Annotated in this window: 22 protein-coding genes; 10 read left to right on the top strand and 12 right to left on the bottom strand. The window is 54.3% G+C overall.

Features of this window, described 5'->3' with window-relative positions:
- Positions 1-9: 9 nt before the first annotated feature.
- The 3 genes from bioD to QQZ17_RS07240 form a co-directional block, all read right to left on the bottom strand.
- On the bottom strand, positions 10-705 hold the full coding sequence (gene bioD / locus QQZ17_RS07230) for a dethiobiotin synthase (RefSeq protein ID WP_152404788.1): 696 nt from the start codon (positions 703-705) through the stop codon (positions 10-12).
- 125 nt (positions 706-830) lie between these two features.
- Positions 831-2,051 (bottom strand): sugar metabolism global transcriptional regulator Mlc, encoded by a 1,221-nt coding sequence (gene mlc, locus QQZ17_RS07235; RefSeq protein WP_152404789.1) that lies wholly within the window; start codon positions 2,049-2,051, stop codon positions 831-833.
- Between the two features lie 128 nt (positions 2,052-2,179).
- Entirely contained in the window at positions 2,180-3,079 is a 900-nt protein-coding gene (locus tag QQZ17_RS07240; protein WP_152404790.1) for a LysR family transcriptional regulator, read from the bottom strand.
- Positions 3,080-3,200: 121 nt separating this feature from the next.
- On the opposite strand from QQZ17_RS07240, the gene QQZ17_RS07245 reads away from it, so the two are divergent.
- Entirely contained in the window at positions 3,201-4,454 is a 1,254-nt protein-coding gene (locus QQZ17_RS07245; RefSeq protein WP_152404791.1) for an MFS transporter, read from the top strand.
- Positions 4,455-4,507: 53 nt separating this feature from the next.
- Here the strand turns inward: QQZ17_RS07245 and QQZ17_RS26380 are convergent, their stop codons facing one another.
- A complete protein-coding gene (locus QQZ17_RS26380) occupies positions 4,508-4,678 on the bottom strand; it encodes a KPN_01571 family protein (RefSeq protein ID WP_216631409.1) in 171 nt (56 codons plus the stop codon).
- Between the two features lie 54 nt (positions 4,679-4,732).
- Between QQZ17_RS26380 and QQZ17_RS07250 the strand changes: the two genes are divergently transcribed.
- The 4 genes from QQZ17_RS07250 (at position 4,733) to QQZ17_RS07265 (ending at position 7,794) form a co-directional block, all read left to right on the top strand.
- Positions 4,733-6,217 carry a carboxypeptidase M32 gene (locus QQZ17_RS07250; RefSeq protein WP_152404792.1) on the top strand — a complete coding sequence of 495 codons (1,485 nt, stop codon included), beginning with the start codon at positions 4,733-4,735 and terminating at the stop codon, positions 6,215-6,217.
- Positions 6,218-6,366: 149 nt separating this feature from the next.
- Positions 6,367-6,693, top strand: a complete 327-nt coding sequence (gene asr, locus QQZ17_RS07255) for an acid resistance repetitive basic protein Asr (RefSeq protein WP_152406333.1) — start codon at positions 6,367-6,369, stop codon at positions 6,691-6,693.
- A 94-nt stretch (positions 6,694-6,787) separates the two neighbouring features.
- Positions 6,788-6,871 (top strand): hypothetical protein, encoded by an 84-nt coding sequence (locus QQZ17_RS07260; protein WP_099434124.1) that lies wholly within the window; start codon positions 6,788-6,790, stop codon positions 6,869-6,871.
- Positions 6,872-6,972: 101 nt separating this feature from the next.
- A complete protein-coding gene (locus QQZ17_RS07265; RefSeq protein ID WP_152404793.1) occupies positions 6,973-7,794 on the top strand; it encodes a trypsin-like serine peptidase in 822 nt (273 codons plus the stop codon).
- Positions 7,795-7,833: 39 nt separating this feature from the next.
- Here the strand turns inward: QQZ17_RS07265 and mdtI are convergent, their stop codons facing one another.
- The 3 genes from mdtI to QQZ17_RS26385 form a co-directional block, all read right to left on the bottom strand.
- Complete coding sequence (gene mdtI / locus QQZ17_RS07270) at positions 7,834-8,163, bottom strand: multidrug/spermidine efflux SMR transporter subunit MdtI (protein WP_152404794.1); 330 nt, start codon at positions 8,161-8,163, stop codon at positions 7,834-7,836.
- Positions 8,150-8,512 carry a multidrug/spermidine efflux SMR transporter subunit MdtJ gene (gene mdtJ / locus QQZ17_RS07275; RefSeq protein ID WP_152404795.1) on the bottom strand — a complete coding sequence of 121 codons (363 nt, stop codon included), beginning with the start codon at positions 8,510-8,512 and terminating at the stop codon, positions 8,150-8,152. Before mdtJ ends, mdtI begins: the two co-directional genes overlap by 14 nt.
- Positions 8,513-8,622: 110 nt before the next feature.
- Positions 8,623-8,793, bottom strand: coding sequence for a protein YdgV (locus tag QQZ17_RS26385; RefSeq protein WP_080949895.1), 171 nt, complete (start codon positions 8,791-8,793; stop codon positions 8,623-8,625).
- Between the two features lie 136 nt (positions 8,794-8,929).
- Here QQZ17_RS26385 and QQZ17_RS07280 point away from each other — a divergent pair, with 136 nt between their 5' ends.
- Positions 8,930-9,964, top strand: coding sequence for an AI-2E family transporter (locus QQZ17_RS07280; protein ID WP_152404796.1), 1,035 nt, complete (start codon positions 8,930-8,932; stop codon positions 9,962-9,964).
- A 48-nt stretch (positions 9,965-10,012) separates the two neighbouring features.
- Here QQZ17_RS07280 and pntB read toward each other — a convergent pair whose 3' ends face one another.
- A complete protein-coding gene (gene pntB / locus QQZ17_RS07285; protein WP_046480558.1) occupies positions 10,013-11,401 on the bottom strand; it encodes a Re/Si-specific NAD(P)(+) transhydrogenase subunit beta in 1,389 nt (462 codons plus the stop codon).
- A gap of 10 nt (positions 11,402-11,411) precedes the next feature.
- On the bottom strand, positions 11,412-12,941 hold the full coding sequence (pntA, locus tag QQZ17_RS07290) for a Re/Si-specific NAD(P)(+) transhydrogenase subunit alpha (protein ID WP_152404797.1): 1,530 nt from the start codon (positions 12,939-12,941) through the stop codon (positions 11,412-11,414).
- 526 nt (positions 12,942-13,467) lie between these two features.
- Here pntA and ydgH point away from each other — a divergent pair.
- The 3 genes from ydgH to folM all read left to right on the top strand — a co-directional run bounded on the left by ydgH (position 13,468) and on the right by folM (position 16,762).
- Positions 13,468-14,412, top strand: coding sequence for a DUF1471 family protein YdgH (gene ydgH, locus QQZ17_RS07300; protein WP_152404798.1), 945 nt, complete (start codon positions 13,468-13,470; stop codon positions 14,410-14,412).
- 186 nt (positions 14,413-14,598) lie between these two features.
- Entirely contained in the window at positions 14,599-15,981 is a 1,383-nt protein-coding gene (locus QQZ17_RS07305; RefSeq protein WP_152404799.1) for an amino acid permease, read from the top strand.
- A gap of 58 nt (positions 15,982-16,039) precedes the next feature.
- Positions 16,040-16,762: a dihydromonapterin reductase gene (folM, locus tag QQZ17_RS07310; RefSeq protein WP_152404800.1), complete on the top strand. Its 723-nt coding sequence runs from the start codon at positions 16,040-16,042 to the stop codon at positions 16,760-16,762.
- Here folM and QQZ17_RS07315 read toward each other — a convergent pair.
- Positions 16,759-17,094 carry a GlpM family protein gene (locus QQZ17_RS07315; RefSeq protein WP_042319174.1) on the bottom strand — a complete coding sequence of 112 codons (336 nt, stop codon included), beginning with the start codon at positions 17,092-17,094 and terminating at the stop codon, positions 16,759-16,761. The genes folM and QQZ17_RS07315 overlap by 4 nt on opposite strands.
- Positions 17,095-17,221: 127 nt before the next feature.
- On the opposite strand from QQZ17_RS07315, the gene rstA reads away from it, so the two are divergent.
- Positions 17,222-17,956, top strand: coding sequence for a two-component system response regulator RstA (gene rstA / locus QQZ17_RS07320; protein WP_152404801.1), 735 nt, complete (start codon positions 17,222-17,224; stop codon positions 17,954-17,956).
- Positions 17,957-17,974: 18 nt separating this feature from the next.
- On the opposite strand, the gene QQZ17_RS07325 is transcribed toward rstA, so the two are convergent.
- Positions 17,975-18,292: a hypothetical protein gene (locus tag QQZ17_RS07325; protein WP_152404802.1), complete on the bottom strand. Its 318-nt coding sequence runs from the start codon at positions 18,290-18,292 to the stop codon at positions 17,975-17,977.
- Positions 18,285-18,602, bottom strand: coding sequence for a hypothetical protein (locus QQZ17_RS07330; RefSeq protein WP_152404803.1), 318 nt, complete (start codon positions 18,600-18,602; stop codon positions 18,285-18,287). The genes QQZ17_RS07325 and QQZ17_RS07330 overlap by 8 nt, the downstream gene beginning before the upstream one ends.
- Positions 18,603-18,740 lie beyond the last annotated feature (138 nt).

Genomic DNA, 18,740 nt, shown 5'->3' on the forward strand with positions numbered 1-18,740 from the left:
GGTCGTGAATCAGGCCATGATTCTATCGACTGACAGCACGCTACCCAGCATTGACAGGCGAATGTACTGTCCAAGATCGCGCTGCTCGGCGCGCGGTAAATAAGGCAGTTCGCCGATCAACGGCGCAGGCAGTTTTTTGCTCAGGACATCGATAATTTCCGCATAGTGTGCCAGACCCGGATTGATACGGTTGGCGACCCAACCGATCAGCGGTAAGCCGTCGTTGGCGATCGCCTGAGCAGTCAGCAGCGCATGGTTAATACAGCCTTCCTGAATGCCTACCACCATCAGTACCGGTAACTGCTCCTGCACCACCCATTCAGACAACGGACGCAGATCGTTCATCAGGCTGCGCCAGCCGCCGGTGCCTTCAACCACCACGTGATCGACTTTCTCGGACAGGCTCGCCAGACCGTTAGAAAGTAAGGTGTAATTGATCGGGCAACTGTGGGCCACACTACTTTCATCTTCGCTCAGGGCGATGGGGTTAACGGCCTCATAGGGCAATTCCAGCGTCGATACGCTTTGCAGCACCAGTGCATCCCGGTTGCGCAACCCTTCAGGGGTCTCTTTGCTGCTCTTCGCGACCGGTTTATATCCCGCAACGCTTTTACCCCCCGACGCTAACGCTTGTAGCAATGCGCGGGAAACAACCGTCTTCCCAACAGAAGTGTCTGTACCTGTAATAAAGAAACGCTTCAGCATCACCAACTCCACCGTTATGCTTCGAAAATATAAGCCAGGAAAATAATACAGTGGAGAAAGTCTAAGGTATGCCAGGTAGAATCAGCTTGAGTTAGCGCAATTTTTGGTAGAACAGTTAAAAAATGTTAACCCTGTAATAGACGAATCAACAAAGAACCATTATACATCGCGTCTTTTACCAGCGCGGCCCCCGCCATCGTCCCCTGATTAGAAAACTGCGTGCTCTCAACGACCATATTTTTGCTGTAGGCCGGTAGCGCCTGCTGGCGAATGCTGTCCGCAATCGCCGGGAACAACACGTCCGCCGCTTTACTGAGCGGCGATCCGATCAGTATTTTTTGCGGGTTAAACAGATTGACCATAATGGCGAGGATACGTCCAACGTGAGTTCCCACGCCGCTGATAATGTCTTTAGCCAGCAGATCGCCCTGCATCGCCGCCTGACACAACGAATCAACCGTCAACGGCTGGCCATGGAGCGACGAGCTCATGGATTGTGCCAGCCGCAGTTGCGCCAGTTCCAGCACGCTTTCGACGCTGGCAATGGTTTCCAGACAGCCGTGATTGCCGCAATAACAGCGTTTTCCGTAAGGATCAACCTGGGTGTGGCCAATCTCCACCAGGCTGCTGCTGCCCGCATGCAGTAAGTGACCGTCGGTAATCACCCCGGCCCCAACGTTATGATCGATAACCACCTGAATCACATCACGCGCCCCACGGGACGCGCCAAACAGCGCCTCTGCCATTGTCCAGGCGCTAATATCATGCTGAATGTAGACCGGTACACCGGTGTGCTGCGACAGCGTATCGCCGAGCGGCATCTCTTTCACATCGGCATAAAACGGCATGCGATGCACGATCCCATTCTCTGTATCAATAATGCCGGGTAAGGTAATGGCGATGGAGGTCAGACGTTCGAGCTTCTGCTGATGGCGAATAAAGAACTGATCGACCAGCGTGACAATGCGCGCCAGCAGCGGCGTTTCATCGTTCAGCGGCAGCTCAAGACACTCTTCCACCACCAGTTTGCTGCTGAGATCGCGCAGGGCGAGAAATATTTCCCCACGACTGATACGAAGAGACAAATAGTGCCAGGCTTCTGTTTCCACCACCAGTCCCACCGCAGGGCGTCCGCGACTACCGGCTTCTTTAATTTCCAGTTCCTGGACCAGGTGCGCTTCAAGCATTTTGCGCACTATCTTCGTGATACTGGCAGGCGCCAGCTGCGCAAGACGCGAAAGATCAATACGCGATACCGGCCCCAACTGATCAATCAGGCGATAAACTGCACCCGCATTGGTCTGCTTTATTTGATCGATGTGCCCAGGCTGACTATCAGCAACCACCTCTGACTCCCTTTATTTTCGCGCTCCGAAATAATCTGCGGGCTATGGTGAAGTACTTCAATACACGACGTCAACTTTTTACTTAGCCGTGTGATTAACTGCACATTTTCAGCCGTTATTAAATTAATTTAAGCGCTACTGACGGCCTGAATTAACTGCTGACGAAAGCGTAGCGCCGCCTGGCTCTGTTCATGATGTGCCGACCAGACCAGCCACATTTCCGAGACTGCATCCTCTTCCGCAATTGGCACCCAACACATCTCATTGAGCTGCACTTTTTTAAACGACGCCGGAAGTATCGACACGCCTAAACCGGCAGCGACCAGCCCAATGATCGTCATTGCCTCGCCGACCTCCTGGGTAATCACAGGCGACAACTGGTAGCGACGCATCATGCCGAGGATATCGTCGTAAAGACCGGTTCCGACATGGGGGTCAAAGAAAACAAACGGTTCTTTCGCCAGTTCAGCCAGCGTCACTACCGGCTTTTGCGCCAGTGGGTACACCCGGGGGATCATCGCCATCAGCGGTTCATGCAAGATAACCGCATGATGTAAGCTCTCCGGCAACGGGGTATTGCGCATCAGGCCCAGATCCAGCGCCCCTTCACTCAGCGGTGCCAGTTGTTCGCGGGTATTCATCTCGCGGGTCTGCAAATGCATATCCGGGTAATTCTGCCGGAACAACGACAGAGTATCGGAGACCGCGCGTATAAACGGCGCCGACGAGGTAAAGCCGATGCGCAGTTCCCCGGCCTCCCCCTGGTGCAGACGCTCCGCGCGGGCGGCGGCATCATTAACCAGCCCGAGGATCTGCCGACTGTCGGCAAGAAATTGCTTGCCTGCGGCGGTCAGCGCGACGCTACGGTTCGTTCGCGCGAGCAGGCGCGCGCCGACCTGTTGCTCAAGCATCTGAATTTGCTGGCTCAGCGGCGGCTGCGAAATGTTCAATCGGGCCGCAGCACGCCCAAAATGCAGTTCTTCCGCTACGGCAACAAAGTAGCGAAGATGACGAAGTTCAATATTCATATTTTTAAAGTATTATTTGAGACTATTAATATATTAGACAGAATAATGAGTTTTTCCTACTCTACTCAACAAGGTTATGCCCGTCCCCTTAAAACACGGGTTTGTTGCGCAAGGATTTCCAGTGAGTCGTACTACTACAGTCAATGACGCGACGGCGAGCGATATTGACGACCAACGCATTTCTCAGCCGGTTCAGTTTATTCAACGCGGTACCTCTGCCTTCATGCGCGTCACGCTGGCGCTCTTTTCTGCCGGACTGGCGACCTTCGCCCTGCTGTACTGCGTCCAGCCTATTCTGCCAGTGCTGTCCCATGAATTTGGCGTATCGCCTGCCAGTAGCAGTATTTCACTGTCGATCTCCACAGGAATGTTAGCCGTTGGCCTGCTGTTTACCGGCCCGCTGTCGGATGCCATCGGTCGCAAGCCGGTGATGGTGACCGCGCTGCTGCTCGCCTCCTGCTGTACGTTGCTTTCGACGATGATGACCAGTTGGCACGGTATACTGGTGATGCGCGCGCTGATTGGCCTCTCGCTCAGCGGCGTAGCGGCCGTCGGAATGACCTATCTGAGCGAAGAGATCCACCCCAGTTTTGTCGCGTTCTCAATGGGACTGTACATCAGCGGCAACTCGATTGGCGGAATGAGCGGACGTCTGATTAGCGGCGTGTTTACGGATTTCTTTAGCTGGCGCATTGCGCTGGCGGCCATTGGCTGCTTCGCACTGGCGTCGGCCCTGATGTTCTGGAAAATTCTGCCGGAATCACGCCACTTCCGTCCCACGTCGCTGCGCCCCAAAACGTTGTTCATTAACTTTCGACTCCACTGGCGCGACCAGGGGCTGCCGCTGTTGTTTGCGGAAGGTTTTCTGCTGATGGGGTCGTTCGTCACGCTGTTTAACTACATCGGTTATCGCCTGATGCTTTCACCGTGGGAGCTCAGTCAGGCGGTGGTCGGCCTGCTTTCCGTTGCCTATCTGACCGGGACCTGGAGTTCACCGAAAGCCGGTTCGATGACGGTGCGCTACGGGCGCGGCCCGGTGATGCTCTTCTCTACCGCCGTGATGCTTGTCGGTCTGCTAATGACCCTATTCAGCTCGCTATGGCTGATTTTCACCGGCATGCTGCTCTTCTCGGCGGGATTCTTTGGCGCCCACTCCGTCGCCAGTAGCTGGATCGGCCCGCGCGCGCGGCGCGCCAAAGGCCAGGCCTCTTCGCTGTATCTGTTCAGCTACTATCTGGGATCCAGTATCGCCGGTACGCTCGGCGGCGTGTTCTGGCATAACTATGGCTGGAATGGCGTGGGGGGATTTATCGCTATTATGCTGATACTGGCCATTCTGGTCGGCACCCGACTGCATCACCGCCTTCACGTCTAGTCTGAAAGAAAAGCCCGGGTTTCACCGGGCTTTCGCCTCTCGACCAACAGTGGTTACCAAATTCCTAAGATTGATGAATACCCCATCAATTCTCTGACGGCATCCAGTGCCAGAAGAGCAAAGACAACCCAGTGAAGTGGATTCATTTTGCTGTGTGTGTTTATTTTTATTGGACGGGGACGATGTTCCCGTCGGCTACTATAAAAAAGGCTATCGATAAACATAACTACCCATTATGGTGGGGGAACTCAACCTGCCTGTTTCGTCGAAGAGGTTACATGGATAACAAAAGCTATCAACAACTTGCACGTACCTTCCTGCGGCTGTCCCGCTTCTCTCACCTTTCCGCCATCGCCAGTTGGGATATGTTCGCCATGATGCCGCCAGGCGGCAGCGCGGCGCGCGGTGAAGCGCTGGCTGAGCTGAGCGTGCTGGAACATCAAATCCTGACCGAACCGAAAGTGGCGCAATGGCTTGCCGCTGCCGCCCAGGAGGATCTCAATGATGTGGAACAGGCCAATCTGCGGGAAATGACGCGGCTGCATACCCAGGCCGCATTGTTACCTGAGTCGCTGGTGGAGGCTAAATCGCTCGCCGGAAGTCGCTGCGAGCACGCCTGGCGCAGTCAGCGTCCCGCCAACGACTGGCAGGGATTCTCGGCGAATTTGCGAGAGGTGGTGAAACTGAGTCGCGAGGAGGCCAGACTGCGTGCGCAGGTCAAAGGCGGCTCGCCGTATGACGCGCTGCTGGATATTTATGAGCCAGAAATGACCAGTGCACAACTGGACGGACTGTTTGCCGATCTCAAATCGTGGCTGCCGGATCTCCTCAACCGCGTGGTCGTCCGGCAGTCACAGCAGTCGCTGGTTGCCCCCGTTGGCCCTTTCCCGACTGCCGTCCAGCGAGAACTGGGGCTGGAGACGATGTCTGTACTCGGTTTCGATTTCAATGCCGGTCGCCTGGATATTAGCGCTCATCCGTTCTGCGGCGGCGTGCCGGAAGATGTGCGTATCACGACGCGCTATGACGAAAACGAGTTACTCAGCGCCCTGTTTGGCGTTATCCACGAAACCGGACACGCCCGCTATGAGCAAAACCTGCCGCGTAACTGGCTGGGTCAGCCGGTAGCGCTAGCCCGTTCCACCGCGATCCACGAATCCCAGAGTCTGTTTTTTGAAATGCAGGTGGGCCGCAGCAATGCGTTTTTACAGCGACTGCTACCCGCCGTGAAGCGTCATTTTGGCTCTCAGGCTGCCTTTGAAGAGCAAAACTTCATCGCCTGGAACCAGCGGGTTAAACCCGGTTTTATCCGCGTGGATGCGGATGAAGTCAGCTACCCGGCGCACGTCATTCTGCGCTATGAGATTGAGCGAGCGTTAATCAATGGCGACATCGAGGTGGAAGATATTCCGGCGCTGTGGGACGAAAAAATGCAGGCATGGCTGGGACTGTCGACAAAAGGGAATTATCGCGACGGCTGTATGCAGGATATTCACTGGACCGACGGCGGGTTTGGTTACTTCCCTTCTTACACGTTGGGCGCGATGTACGCCGCGCAGTTGTTCAGCGCCGCGAACCGCGCGTTGCCTGGCCTCAGCCAACAAATTGCTGGCGGTGATTTCAGCGCGCTGTTTGACTGGCTGCGACAGAACATCTGGCAACACGGCAGCCGCTTTACTACGGAGCAGTTGATCACGCAGGCCACCGGAGAAACGCTCAACAGCCGCCATTTCCGCGCCCACCTTGAATCTCGCTATCTGTAAACCGCCTTGCCGGGCCGTTGCGCCCGGCATTGTACATATCGTTACACGCCGAAACCAATGACTCACGGAAGCACACATAATCCAGCGATATAGTTATTTCAACGGCCCCGCAGTGGGGTTGAATGAAAAACCAAATCGAGGGTATGAGAATGAAAAAAGTATTAGCTCTGGTTGTTGCCGCTGCTATGGGTCTGTCTTCTGCCGCATTTGCTGCTGACACTACGACAACTGCACCGGCTGCCGCACCTGTCGCAAAAGCGGCTCCGGCAAAAACCATGCACCACAAAAAACATCACAAAGCGACCACCCAGAAAGCGCCAGAGCAAAAAGCGCAGGCCGCTAAAAAACACCCGAAAAAAGCCAAAGCCACGACTGAGCAGAAAGCGCCAGAACAAAAAGCGCAAGCCGCTAAAAAGCACGCCAAGAAACACACCAAGCAACCGGCTGCTAAGCCTGCTGCTCAACCGGCAGCTTAAGTCCTGAATCTGTAAACTGGCGCGCCCCCTCGCGCCATTACTTAACGGCGCTGAACGCTTTCCCGGTTTAGCGCCGTCTTTTTCGGAGGGTAACATGGTGCGCCGTTATCGCTTTGAGTTCATCCTTATCACGCTTATTTTATGTGCACTCATTGCTGCCCGCTTTTATCTTTCCTGATCGTAGTACTCTGATTTTGCTCTCACTTTCCCGCCGTTACGTCTATAGTATTTACTGAGGGTTTTCTTTTAATAATCATAATTACCCACACAGAGTGTGATATGCGTAAAACCGTTGCTGTATTACTGGGGTCGTTGTGCTTTTCATCGGGTATTGCGCATGCGGATAAGCCTGAGGTGGATAGCGAGACCAGTGAAGTCAAAACGTTATTTTTTGGTCAGGACGATCGCGCGCCGGTAAGCGATCCTACGCAATCGCCGTGGGATGCTATCGGACAACTGGAAACCGCCAGCGGTAACTTGTGTACTGCGACGCTGATCTCCCCGCATCTGGCGCTTACCGCCGGACATTGCTTATTAACCCCGCCTAAAGGGAAACCGGATAAAGCCGTGGTCCTGCGTTTTGTCTCTAAAAAAGGTCTCTGGCGTTATGAAATCCACGGAATTGAAGGACGCGTCGATCCCGGCCTGGGAAAACGTCTGAAGCCCGATGGCGATGGCTGGATTGTGCCGCCGGCTGCCGCGCCGTGGGATTTTGGTCTGGTCGTCCTGCGCTATCCGCCTTCCGGCATCACGCCGTTGCCGCTCTTTGAAGGGGATAAAGCCGCACTGACCGCCGCACTCAAGGATGCCGGGCGCAAGGTCACACAGTCGGGATATCCGGAAGACCATCTTGATACGCTCTATTCTCATCAGGATTGCATTGTCACCGGCTGGGCGCAGAATTCGGTGTTGTCACATCAGTGTGACACCCTGCCGGGCGACAGCGGTTCGCCGCTGATGTTGAAAACCGAGGCGGGATGGCAGTTAATCGGCGTTCAGAGTTCTGCCCCGGCGGCAAAAGATCGCTGGCGCGCAGACAACCGGGCTATCTCGGTGACCGGTTTTCGTGAAAAACTGGATGCACTGGCCGGGGAACAATAAGGCTCATCGCGCTGCCCGCAGGAAGCGGGCAGCGGAACATCAGGCAAGTTTAATCATCACCATTCCGGCCAGCAGTAGAACAACGCCAATCCAGCCCTTATGATTCAGGCGCTGACCAAACAGTATCCATCCGGCGGCCAGCGTCGCGGCGATACCAAACCCACCCCACAGCGCATAGGCAACGGACAAATCGATGCCTTTTACCGCCTGAGACAGCGCGCTGAACGCGGCGAGTACCGCGACCAGCGAGAGGATGCCGTACCATTTGCGCCGAAAGCCGTCAGAGAATTTTAAGAAGACGTTGGCGATAATTTCCAGAACGATCGCCCCTCCCAGCCACGCAGCATGAACCCACTCAAACTGTTGCATGCGTCACCTCTTTCGCACTCTGACGCGACTTGCGGGTACCAGACTTGATCAACACAATCCCCAGTACCAGCGTCGCCAGACCGGCAATTTTCATGGCCGACAGCGACTCATCAAATAACAGCACGCTAAACAGCGTAATAAATAAAATACCGATACCTTCCCACAGGGCGTAAGCTACGCCGAGGGCGATTTTTTTAACGGCGAAAGAGAGAAAAATATACGAAGTCGCGATCATCACCAGCATTAAAATAAATCCGCTGTTGCCATCGCTCACGCTTGCCCATTTCATCGACAGTGTGCCGGTAATTTCGGCGGCAATCGCCAGGCCTAATAAAATCCAGTAAAACATGGTGCTTCTCCTGCTTGAGAATATAATCCTTTGGGCTTGCACAAAGCGGCAAACCAGAAAATAAAATCAGTTAGCCAGACGCATGGCGTCAGCTCGAACAGAAGAAGGGACTACAGCGCGTTGCGCCAGTGCTGCTCACCTGCAAGCAAGAAAGAGGAGGAAGTGCGAAGAAGAGTCTGTGTAGAAAAAAACGTCCTGAACATATTGTCCATAATATTACAATTATCCGCAGTGTTGCTTCTCGTCATCGCGGATGATAATTGTCCTCGGTAGTTGAACACGCCTGATTTGTATCATAGGCCAGGAATTAACTCAAAACCTTTTCACTTCTTTACCCGAATCGTTTGATTTTTTCCAGGACACCTCGACAGGAATCACATTATTATACGCGGCAATCAGAAAAATACAGGACACCCCATGGCAAAACCCATCATCACGCTGAACGGTCTCAAGATAGTCATTATGCTGGGAATGCTGGTGATCATTCTTACCGGTATCCGCTTTGCGGCGGATATTATTGTTCCCTTTATTCTGGCCTTATTTATTGCCGTTGTCCTTAGCCCACTGGTACAGCGGATGGTGAAACTGCGCGTTCCGCGCGTGCTGGCGATCTCCTTGCTGGTTATCATCATCGTTATGGCGATGGTCCTGCTGCTGGCCTACCTTGGAACGTCCCTCAACGAACTGGCGCGCACCCTGCCCCAGTATCGTTCGTCACTGGTCATTCCCCTGAAAAATCTGGAGCCCTGGCTGGTTCGCTTAGGCATCGGCGTCTCCGTGGATGAGATGGTGAAGTACATCGATCCCAACGCGGCCATGACGCTTATCACCAATTTGCTGACGCAGTTAACCAATGCCATGTCGTCGATATTTTTACTGCTGCTGACGGTGGTCTTCATGCTGCTGGAAGTGCCGCAGCTTCCCACTAAATTCCAGCAGATTATGGTCCGCCCGGTTGAGGGGATGGCGGCCATTCAGCGCGCCATCGACAGCGTGTCACACTATCTGGTGCTGAAAACGGCCATCAGTCTCGTCACGGGTCTGGTGGTCTGGGGGATGCTGGCAGCGCTGGATGTCCGTTTCGCCTTCATCTGGGGGCTTCTGGCCTTCGCGCTGAACTACATTCCGAACATAGGCTCGGTGCTGGCTGCAATCCCCCCTATCATTCAGGTACTGGCGTTTGGCGGCCTGTACGACGCGCTGGTGGTACTTGCTGGCTATCTGATTATCAACCTGGTGTTCGGTAATATCCTTGAGCCACGCATCATGGGACGCGGTCTGGGGCTCTCTACGCTGGTGGTGTTTCTGTCGTTGATCTTTTGGGGATGGCTGCTGGGACCGGTCGGGATGCTGCTTTCGGTACCATTGACCATTATCGTCAAGATTGCGCTGGAACAATCCGTTGGCGGGCAAAGTATCGCCATTCTGTTAGGCGACGCGAACAACGCATAACTGACGTAAAAACGGCCTCCGCAGAGGCCGTTTTGAACGAACAACCGATTACAGCGCTTTCAGAATCGCATCCACGCTGGCTTTGGCATCGCCAAACAGCATATGGGTGTTCTCTTTAAAGAACAGCGGGTTCTGCACACCGGCATAACCGGTATTCATCGAACGTTTAAAGACGATAACGTTCTGCGCTTTCCACACTTCCAGTACCGGCATACCGGCAATAGGACTGTTCGGATCGTCCTGCGCCGCCGGGTTCACCGTGTCGTTCGCGCCAATAACCAGCACGGTGTCGGTATCGGCGAAATCATCGTTGATCTCGTCCATTTCCAGCACGATGTCGTAAGGCACTTTCGCTTCCGCCAGCAGTACGTTCATATGGCCCGGCAAACGCCCGGCAACCGGGTGGATGCCGAAACGCACTTTGATGCCGCGCGCGCGCAGTTTCTCGGTAATTTCCGCAACCGGATACTGTGCCTGCGCCACCGCCATGCCATAGCCCGGGGTGATGATCACCGTATGCGAGTTTTTCAGCATATCGGCAGTATCTTCCGCACTGATCTCACGGTGTTCACCCACTTCTTCATCACCGCTGGACGCCGTACCATCGGTACCGAAGCCCCCCGCAATGACGCTGATGAACGAGCGGTTCATCGCCTTACACATGATGTAAGACAGAATCGCACCGGAAGAACCGACCAGCGCACCGGTCACGATCAGCAGGTCATTGCTCAGCATGAAGCCTGCCGCCGCCGCTGCCCAACCGGAATAGGAGTTCAGCATGGAGACCACGACCGGCATATCCGCCCCGCCGATGGAGGCCACCAGGTGCCAGCCAAACGCCAGCGCGATGATGGTCATCACCAGCAGCGCCAGAACCTGCAGGCCAACGCTTTCGGTACGCACAAAAACCACCAGCAGCAGGAAAGAAACCACCAGCGCCGCGAGGTTCATTTTATGGCGGTTCGGCAGCATCAGCGGTTTAGACGAGATCTTGCCGCGCAGTTTACCAAACGCCACCACCGAGCCGGTGAAGGTCACCGCACCAATGAAGATGCCAAGGAACACTTCGGTCAGGTGAATATTGACCAGAATCGGCTCGAGGCCCGCTTCGTGATACAGATAGCTGTTAAAGCCGACCAGTACCGCAGCCAGACCGACAAAGCTGTGCAGAATCGCCACCAGCTCCGGCATTTCCGTCATTTCGACTTTCTTCGCCAGACGAATACCAATCGCGCCGCCGATGATCATTGCCACCAGGATCCAGGCAACGTTGCCGGTATCCGGGCCAAAAATCGTGGCAATCAGCGCAATCGCCATCCCGGCGATACCAAAGTTGTTACCCTGCTGAGACGTTTCATGCTTTGAAAGTCCCGCCAGACTGAAAATAAACAGGATCGCGGCAACAATGTATGCAGCTGTAACTAATCCTCCAGACATGTGTTACCCCTTAGTTTTTCCGGAACATTTTCAGCATGCGCTGAGTCACGGTGAAGCCACCGAAAATATTGATGCTGGCAATCAGTACCGCGATGAAGCTCAGGAAGCTAACCCAGCCACCCTGGCCAATCTGCAATAGCGCGCCAACCACGATGATCCCTGAAATGGCGTTGGTCACGGACATCAGCGGCGTATGCAGGGCATGAGAGACGTTCCAGACCACGTAATAACCCACCACGCAGGACAGGGCGAATACCGTAAAGTGCCCGAGGAACTCTTTCGGCGCGACATCAGCCAGCCAGCCGAACAGAATGATCGCCAGCGCCATCAGCGCATATTTACGCCACGGCGATGTGGGTTTTGCCGGTTCTTTTGCTGCCGGCGCGGCTTTCGCGGCGGCCTGCGGTTGTGCAGACACCTGAATCGGCGGCGCAGGCCAGGTAATTTCACCGTCACGCACCACCGTTACGCCACGCACGACCACGTCGTCGAAATCAACGGTGATATTACCGTCTTTCTCTTTGCACAGCAGTTTGAGCAGATTAACAAGGTTAGTGCCGTACAGTTGGGAAGACTGCGTCGGCAGACGCCCTGGCAAGTCGGTATAGCCGATCACTTTGACGCCATTTGCCGTGGTCGTGACCTGATTGGCGACCGTGTATTCACAGTTGCCACCGTTTTGCGCGGCCAGATCGACAATCACGCTGCCCGCTTTCATGGAGTCAACCATTTCACGGGTGATCAGTTTCGGTGCTGGTTTGCCGGGGATCAGCGCAGTGGTGACAATAATGTCGACCTCTTTTGCCTGCGCGGCAAACAGCGCCATTTCCGCTTTGATAAACGCTTCAGACATCACTTTGGCGTAACCGTCGCCGCTGCCTGCTTCCTCTTTGAAATCCAGTTCGAGGAATTCAGCGCCCATACTCTGGACCTGTTCTTTCACTTCCGGACGGGTGTCAAAGGCACGTACAATCGCGCCCAGGCTGTTCGCCGCACCAATGGCAGCCAGACCGGCAACACCGGCGCCAATCACCATCACTTTGGCAGGAGGGACTTTGCCCGCTGCGGTAATTTGCCCGGTAAAGAAACGGCCGAACTCGTGTGCCGCTTCCACGATCGCCCGATAACCGGCAATGTTTGCCATGGAGCTCAATGCATCCAGCGACTGCGCACGTGAAATACGCGGTACGCTATCCATTGCCATCACCGTCACATTACGCTCGGCGAGCTTTTGCATTAACTCTGGATTCTGCGCAGGCCAGATGAAGCTGACCAGCGTGGTGCCCGGATTGAGTAACGGAATTTCCTCATCTTCCGGTGCGTTGACCTTCAGAATGATCTCTGATTGCCAGACAGCGCTGCTATCGACAATTTCCGCGCCCGCTTCTACAAAAGCTTTATCGTCAAAACTCGCCAGTCCACCCGCGCCGCTCTCTACCGCGACGGTGAAACCCAGCTTCAGCAGTTGCTCAACCGTTTTTGGCGTCGCTGCTACGCGGGTTTCATTGGTAAACCGTTCTTTTGGTATGCCAATTCGCATAATGTTCCCTTCCATCGGTATTTTTGATGATGGTTTGTCAGTGATCGTGGAATCGCGTAAGCAATTTCACGCAGGAGGTATAGGTTACCCCGGAAAAATAAAACAGTAACAAACTCTCTATAACGTACTGAAAATAGCGCCTGTGATCTAGCGCCAAAAAACAGTATTTGTCGGATTATCAGCAAAACAGGAACGATTCAGCCCTCTGCCCGGGATAATGACCTTCAATTCCTTGAGAAAGGCCAATAAATCGCTCAGACGAAGCGGCAAAACATGATTAAGCGCCACGGCAGATCAACTAATTAACATTAAATTAACTTATAAAATTCAGCACGTTCATCAGTTTTTACTGTGAAATGACCATTTTTTCGACATATCATAATTTGTTATCGACCTTGTGACGTCATCTGCCATGCTGATTGAAAAATGACGCAGACAGTCACCGGGTTTAAATGCAATAATCAGCCACGTTTCTAGTCAATAACAATACCAGTACCTGGTTTGCGCAAGGCGAAGGATTATTTTTATGAAGCTTAAGAACACTCTCCTGGCGTCCGCACTTCTTTCTGCGACGGCTTTTTCCGTAAACGCAGCAACAGAATTGACGCCGGAGCAAGCGGCAGCACTGAAACCTTACGACCGTGTCACGGTCACAGGCCGTTTTAATGCGATTGGCGACGCGGTGAAGGCCGTTAACCGCCGCGCAGATAAAGAAGGCGCTGCCTCATTTTATGTCGTTGATACATCTGATTTTGGCAACAGTGGTAACTGGCGTGTTGTTGCAGACTTTTACAAAGCCGACGCCGAAAAAGCGGAAGCCAGCAAAAACCGCGTGATCAATGGCGTGGTTGAATTACCGAAGTCTGAAGCCGTAATGCTGGAACCGTTTGATACCGTCACGGTACAGGGTTTCTACCGCAGCCAGCCGGAAGTGAATGACGCCATCACTAAAGCCGCACGTGAAAAAGGAGCCTACTCCTTCTATATCGTACGTCAGATTGATGCGAACCAGGGTGGCAACCAGCGTATCACCGCCTTTATCTATAAAGAAGATGCGAAGAAACGCGTGGTGCAGAGCCCTGACGCGATCCCGGCAGACTCCGATGCTGGTCGCGCAGCGCTCGCTGCTGGCGGCGAGGCGGCGAAGAACGTCGAAATCCCGGGCGTAGCCACTACCGCATCCCCGAGCTCTGACGTGGGCCGCTTCTTCGAAACGCAATCCACTAAAGGTGGACGTTACACTGTCACCCTTCCGGATGGCACGAAAGTCGAAGAGCTGAACAAAGCCACGGCGGCTATGATGGTGCCGTTCGACAGCATCAAGTTCACCGGCAACTACAGCAGCATGACCGAAGTCTCTTATCAGGTCGCCAAACGTGCGGCGAAGCAAGGGGCCAAGTATTACCACATTACTCGCCAGTGGCAGGAACGTGGTAACAACATGACCATCAGCGCCGATCTCTATAAATAACGATCTCCGGTAGCAAAATAAGGCGGCTTTATGCCGCCTTTCGTTTTATTAGTCACAAATTTTTCTCTGATCATTGCATGCAGTCTCTTCTCTCCGTAAAATCCCGCGCCTTAGTGGCTTTCACCATTTTTATGCGTTTTGCCACAATAATTATTCTTCATCGTTCGTTTTTACCACGGGATAACCATGGAAAAGAAACTGGGACTGAGCGCACTCACCGCGCTGGTTTTAAGCTCAATGCTTGGCGCAGGTGTTTTCAGTCTGCCGCAGAACATGGCCGCGGTTGCCAGTCCGTCGGCATTACTCATCGGCTGGGCGATCACCGGGGCCGGGATATTGCTGCTGGCGTTTGCCATGTTGATTCTGACCCGTATCCGTCCCGAACTGGATGGCGGCATCTTCACCTATGCTCGTGAAGGATTCGGGGAGCTGATCGGTTTCTGCTCTGCCTGGGGCTACTGGTTATGCGCGGTGATTGCCAACGTCTCCTACCTCGTCATTGTCTTCTCTGCCCTCAGCTTCTTTACCGACACGCCAGCGTTGCGTCTGTTTGGCGACGGGAACACCTGGCAGGCGATCGTTGGCGCTTCGGTTCTGCTGTGGGTGGTGCACTTTCTGGTACTGCGCGGCGTACAAACGGCGGCCAGCATTAATCTGGTGGCGACGCTGGCAAAATTGTTGCCGCTCGGTCTGTTTATCGTGCTGGCCTTTATGGCGTTTAAACTGGAGGTCTTCAGCCTCGATTTTACCGGCCTCGCGCTGGGAGTCCCGGTCTGGGAACAGGTTAAGAACACGATGCTCATCACGTTATGGGTGTTCATCGGTGTGGAAGGCGCGGTGGTGGTCTCGGCGCGGGCGCGTAATAAGCACGATGTGGGTCGCGCCACGCTGTTAGCGGTGCTCTCTGCACTTGCCGTTTATCTGCTGGTTACCCTGCTCTCACTTGGCGTGGTTGCCCGTCCTGAACTGGCGGAAATCCGTAACCCGTCAATGGCCGGTCTGATGGTCAAGATGATGGGACCGTGGGGTGAGATTATCATTGCGGCGGGCCTGATTGTCTCTGTCTGCGGAGCGTATCTGAGTTGGACGATTATGGCGGCGGAGGTTCCGTTTCTCGCCTCAACGCATAAAGCTTTTCCGCGGATTTTCGCCCGTCAGAATGCGCAAGGGGCGCCATCGGCTTCGCTGTGGCTCACCAACCTCTGCGTCCAGGTCTGCCTGGTGCTTATCTGGCTTACCGGTTCAGATTACAACACGCTGCTGACCATCGCCTCAGAGATGATTCTGGTGCCTTATTTCCTCGTCGGTGCCTTTCTGCTGAAAATTGCCACCCGCCCGCTTCACCAGGCGGTAGGTGTCGGTGCGTGCATTTATGGCTTATGGTTATTGTATGCCTCCGGGCCAATGCACCTGCTGCTCTCGGTAGTGCTTTATGCGCCGGGTCTGCTGGTGTTCCTGTATGCACGCAAGACGCATACGCATGATAACGTTCTGAATCGTCAGGAGATGGTTCTGATAGGTCTGTTACTGGTTGCCGCCGTACCGGCGACCTGGTTGCTGGTGGGGTAAACGCATCCCATCGTTTGACGCTAATTGCCTGATTCGCAGGCGCATAAGGAGTTTTTCGATGGGAACCCAACATCCTCTGCCCATTTTAGTGACCGGTGGAGGTCGCCGCATCGGTCTCGCCATTGCCTGGCACTTTCTCAATCAGAAACAGCCGGTGATCGTGAGCTACCGCACGCATTATCCGGCCATTGATGGGTTGACCCAGGCAGGAGCCCTGTGCATTCAGGCCGATTTCTCTACTGATGAAGGCATTCTGGCCTTTGCCGATAACGTTAAAGCGTGTGCCAGCGGCCTGCGCGCCATCGTGCACAACGCCAGCGCATGGATGGCAGAGAAACCCGGAACGCCGCTCTCTGATGTACTGGCCTGTATGATGCAAATCCATGTTAATGCCCCCTATCTACTTAATCATGCGCTGGAAGGCATGCTGCGCGGGCACGGGCACGCCGCCGGTGACATCATTCACTTTACCGATTACGTTGTGGAGAAAGGCAGCGACAAGCATATCGCCTATGCGGCCAGTAAGGCGGCGCTGGATAATATGACCCGATCATTCGCCCGTAAGCTCGCGCCAGAAGTGAAGGTTAACGCAATCGCCCCTTCGTTGATTCTGTTTAACGAAGCTGACGATGCCGAGTACCGTCAGCAGGCACTGAACAAATCGCTGATGAAAACGGCTCCGGGCGAAAAAGAGGTAATTGATTTAATCGATTATCTGCTGACCAGCTGCTTTGTGACCGGCCGCAGTTTCGCCGTGGACGGTGGTCGTCACCTGCGTTAGTGAAGTTTGACCCAGCAAAAGATCAGCAGCCAGGCGCTCAGGCACCAGCAGATCACCGCCCCGCCCAGCGCCACCGGCAGCTTCAGAAAACCGGTGAAGTACCACAGCGAAACGAGATAGACAAAATAGGGAATAATTGACCACATGCTGAACACGATGGTCGTTCGCAGCGCGTCAATACCCCGTTCGCTGGCCACGATGTAATGTGCAATCAGCGCGAATGTCGGGAACAGCGGGATTAACCCTGCGATGTAGTAATTCTTCGTTTTTGCCAGCAACCCAATCAACACCACTACCAGCGCACCCAGCGCGGCTTTAATCACGAGTCCCATTACCTTGCCTTTACACATCAATAACATCGGCAACCAGCATAACGGAAGCGTCCCCGTTTAGGAAAGATTAATGGAAGGCAACGCCCCGGCGGTGTATGTTGACGTTTTCTGATCGGCAATCAAGACGATGAACACGATTGTATTTGTTGAAGACGATCCTGAGGTCGGTGCGCTCATTGCGGCCTATCTGGCAAAACATGACTTCGAGGTGGTCGTCGAACCGCGTGGCGATCTGGCGGAAGCGCGGATATTAGAGGTTCAACCGGACCTGGTGCTGCTGGATATTATGCTCCCCGGCAAAGACGGCATGACCCTTTGTCGTGACCTGCAGGGGCAATGGCAGGGTCCCGTCGTCCTGCTCACTTCGCTTGACAGCGACATGAACCACATCCTGGCGCTGGAAATGGGCGCCTGCGACTACATTCTGAAGACCACACCGCCAGCGGTGCTGCTGGCCCGCCTGCGGCTGCACCTGCGTCAGAGCGATCAATCTGGCCATAGCAAAGGGTTTCAGCCTGCCACCGTCACGCCGCATAAAACCCTGCGCTTTGGTTCCCTGTCCATCGATCCCATCAACCGTGTCGTATTGCTCAGCGGTGAGCAGGTCATACTGTCCACCGCCGATTTCGAACTGTTATGGGAACTCGCCACCCATGCCGGACAGATTATGGACCGCGATGCGCTGCTGAAAAATCTACGAGGCGTAAGCTACGACGGTATGGATCGCAGCGTGGACGTCGCCATCTCGCGACTACGTAAGAAACTGCTTGATAACGCGGCAGAACCCTATCGTATTAAAACCATACGTAACAAGGGCTATCTGTTTGCCCCGCACGCCTGGGATGAAGTACAAGGCCAGTAAGACGACGCCTTTCGCCGGTTACGGCATGACGATATAGGGAGGCAGTCTCAGGATCCGGAGATTGCCATAATGAATATCCAGCCCGGTGACCGTTTGAAACAGATGCTCATAGTAAACCGTCCAGTGCATGTGCGAACGGTTTTCTGTTGTACAGAACCGACGTAATTTTTCGTGACAGGACAGTGGATAATGAATGCGTCCCAGTTGACGTGCAGGACTGGGATCGCGATTGGTCACCTGACAGGGGCAATAGGTAAGAAAGACGTCGGCGCGCCGGGGAAGACGATGTCGATGGTTCGCGAAATCCCGCAATACTTCATCCCAGTGTTCAATCATTGCTTCTTCCGCATGTCGCCCCTCGGGATCCAGCGGTTCTCGCTGCCATATTCCTCGCGAAACCGATCAGCTCGCGGTAACGCAGTTGGCCTTGTGCGCTATCGTAAGGCGGAGGGTCTTCGTGTCCTCGGTGCAGCAAGTCATGATGCAGTTCCAGCCTCCTTTGCAGAACGGAGCTGGCAACCTGATCGCGGGTCTGGCGACTATGAAAAACATAATAACGCGCGCCTTCCAGACTCAACACCAGGCCCACGGCCCCTGCCCGCGTACGTAATGGTAAGGCTTCCGTCAGCGTATTACGCACCAGCATTTGTTCTCTCCCTTGAAAAAATCCATTCCTGTTATTACGACACCATATACTTTAGCCAGGAAAGAGGTTTCCCTCTTCATCACAAAATTTTCACGCAGGACAGGACAGTGTACACTGCCTGGCGGGATGCGCATGATG

It is taken from the genome of Citrobacter sp. T1.2D-1 (genome assembly GCF_950098555.1).
Lineage (GTDB): Bacteria > Pseudomonadota > Gammaproteobacteria > Enterobacterales > Enterobacteriaceae > Citrobacter_A > Citrobacter_A telavivensis.

Coding starts and splice junctions, on each gene's coding strand:
- pntA (WP_152404797.1), bottom strand. CDS start 12,941: ATGCGAATTGGCATACCAAAAGAACGGTTTACCAATGAAACCCGCGTA.
- QQZ17_RS07280 (WP_152404796.1), top strand. CDS start 8,930: ATGGCAAAACCCATCATCACGCTGAACGGTCTCAAGATAGTCATTATG.
- QQZ17_RS07250 (WP_152404792.1), top strand. CDS start 4,733: ATGGATAACAAAAGCTATCAACAACTTGCACGTACCTTCCTGCGGCTG.
- pntB (WP_046480558.1), bottom strand. CDS start 11,401: ATGTCTGGAGGATTAGTTACAGCTGCATACATTGTTGCCGCGATCCTG.
- QQZ17_RS07305 (WP_152404799.1), top strand. CDS start 14,599: ATGGAAAAGAAACTGGGACTGAGCGCACTCACCGCGCTGGTTTTAAGC.
- QQZ17_RS07325 (WP_152404802.1), bottom strand. CDS start 18,292: ATGATTGAACACTGGGATGAAGTATTGCGGGATTTCGCGAACCATCGA.
- ydgH (WP_152404798.1), top strand. CDS start 13,468: ATGAAGCTTAAGAACACTCTCCTGGCGTCCGCACTTCTTTCTGCGACG.
- QQZ17_RS07315 (WP_042319174.1), bottom strand. CDS start 17,094: ATGGGACTCGTGATTAAAGCCGCGCTGGGTGCGCTGGTAGTGGTGTTG.
- bioD (WP_152404788.1), bottom strand. CDS start 705: ATGCTGAAGCGTTTCTTTATTACAGGTACAGACACTTCTGTTGGGAAG.
- QQZ17_RS07330 (WP_152404803.1), bottom strand. CDS start 18,602: ATGCTGGTGCGTAATACGCTGACGGAAGCCTTACCATTACGTACGCGG.
- QQZ17_RS26380 (WP_216631409.1), bottom strand. CDS start 4,678: ATGTTTATCGATAGCCTTTTTTATAGTAGCCGACGGGAACATCGTCCC.
- QQZ17_RS07265 (WP_152404793.1), top strand. CDS start 6,973: ATGCGTAAAACCGTTGCTGTATTACTGGGGTCGTTGTGCTTTTCATCG.
- mdtI (WP_152404794.1), bottom strand. CDS start 8,163: ATGCAACAGTTTGAGTGGGTTCATGCTGCGTGGCTGGGAGGGGCGATC.
- folM (WP_152404800.1), top strand. CDS start 16,040: ATGGGAACCCAACATCCTCTGCCCATTTTAGTGACCGGTGGAGGTCGC.
- QQZ17_RS07240 (WP_152404790.1), bottom strand. CDS start 3,079: ATGAATATTGAACTTCGTCATCTTCGCTACTTTGTTGCCGTAGCGGAA.
- QQZ17_RS07260 (WP_099434124.1), top strand. CDS start 6,788: ATGGTGCGCCGTTATCGCTTTGAGTTCATCCTTATCACGCTTATTTTA.
- mdtJ (WP_152404795.1), bottom strand. CDS start 8,512: ATGTTTTACTGGATTTTATTAGGCCTGGCGATTGCCGCCGAAATTACC.
- rstA (WP_152404801.1), top strand. CDS start 17,222: ATGAACACGATTGTATTTGTTGAAGACGATCCTGAGGTCGGTGCGCTC.
- asr (WP_152406333.1), top strand. CDS start 6,367: ATGAAAAAAGTATTAGCTCTGGTTGTTGCCGCTGCTATGGGTCTGTCT.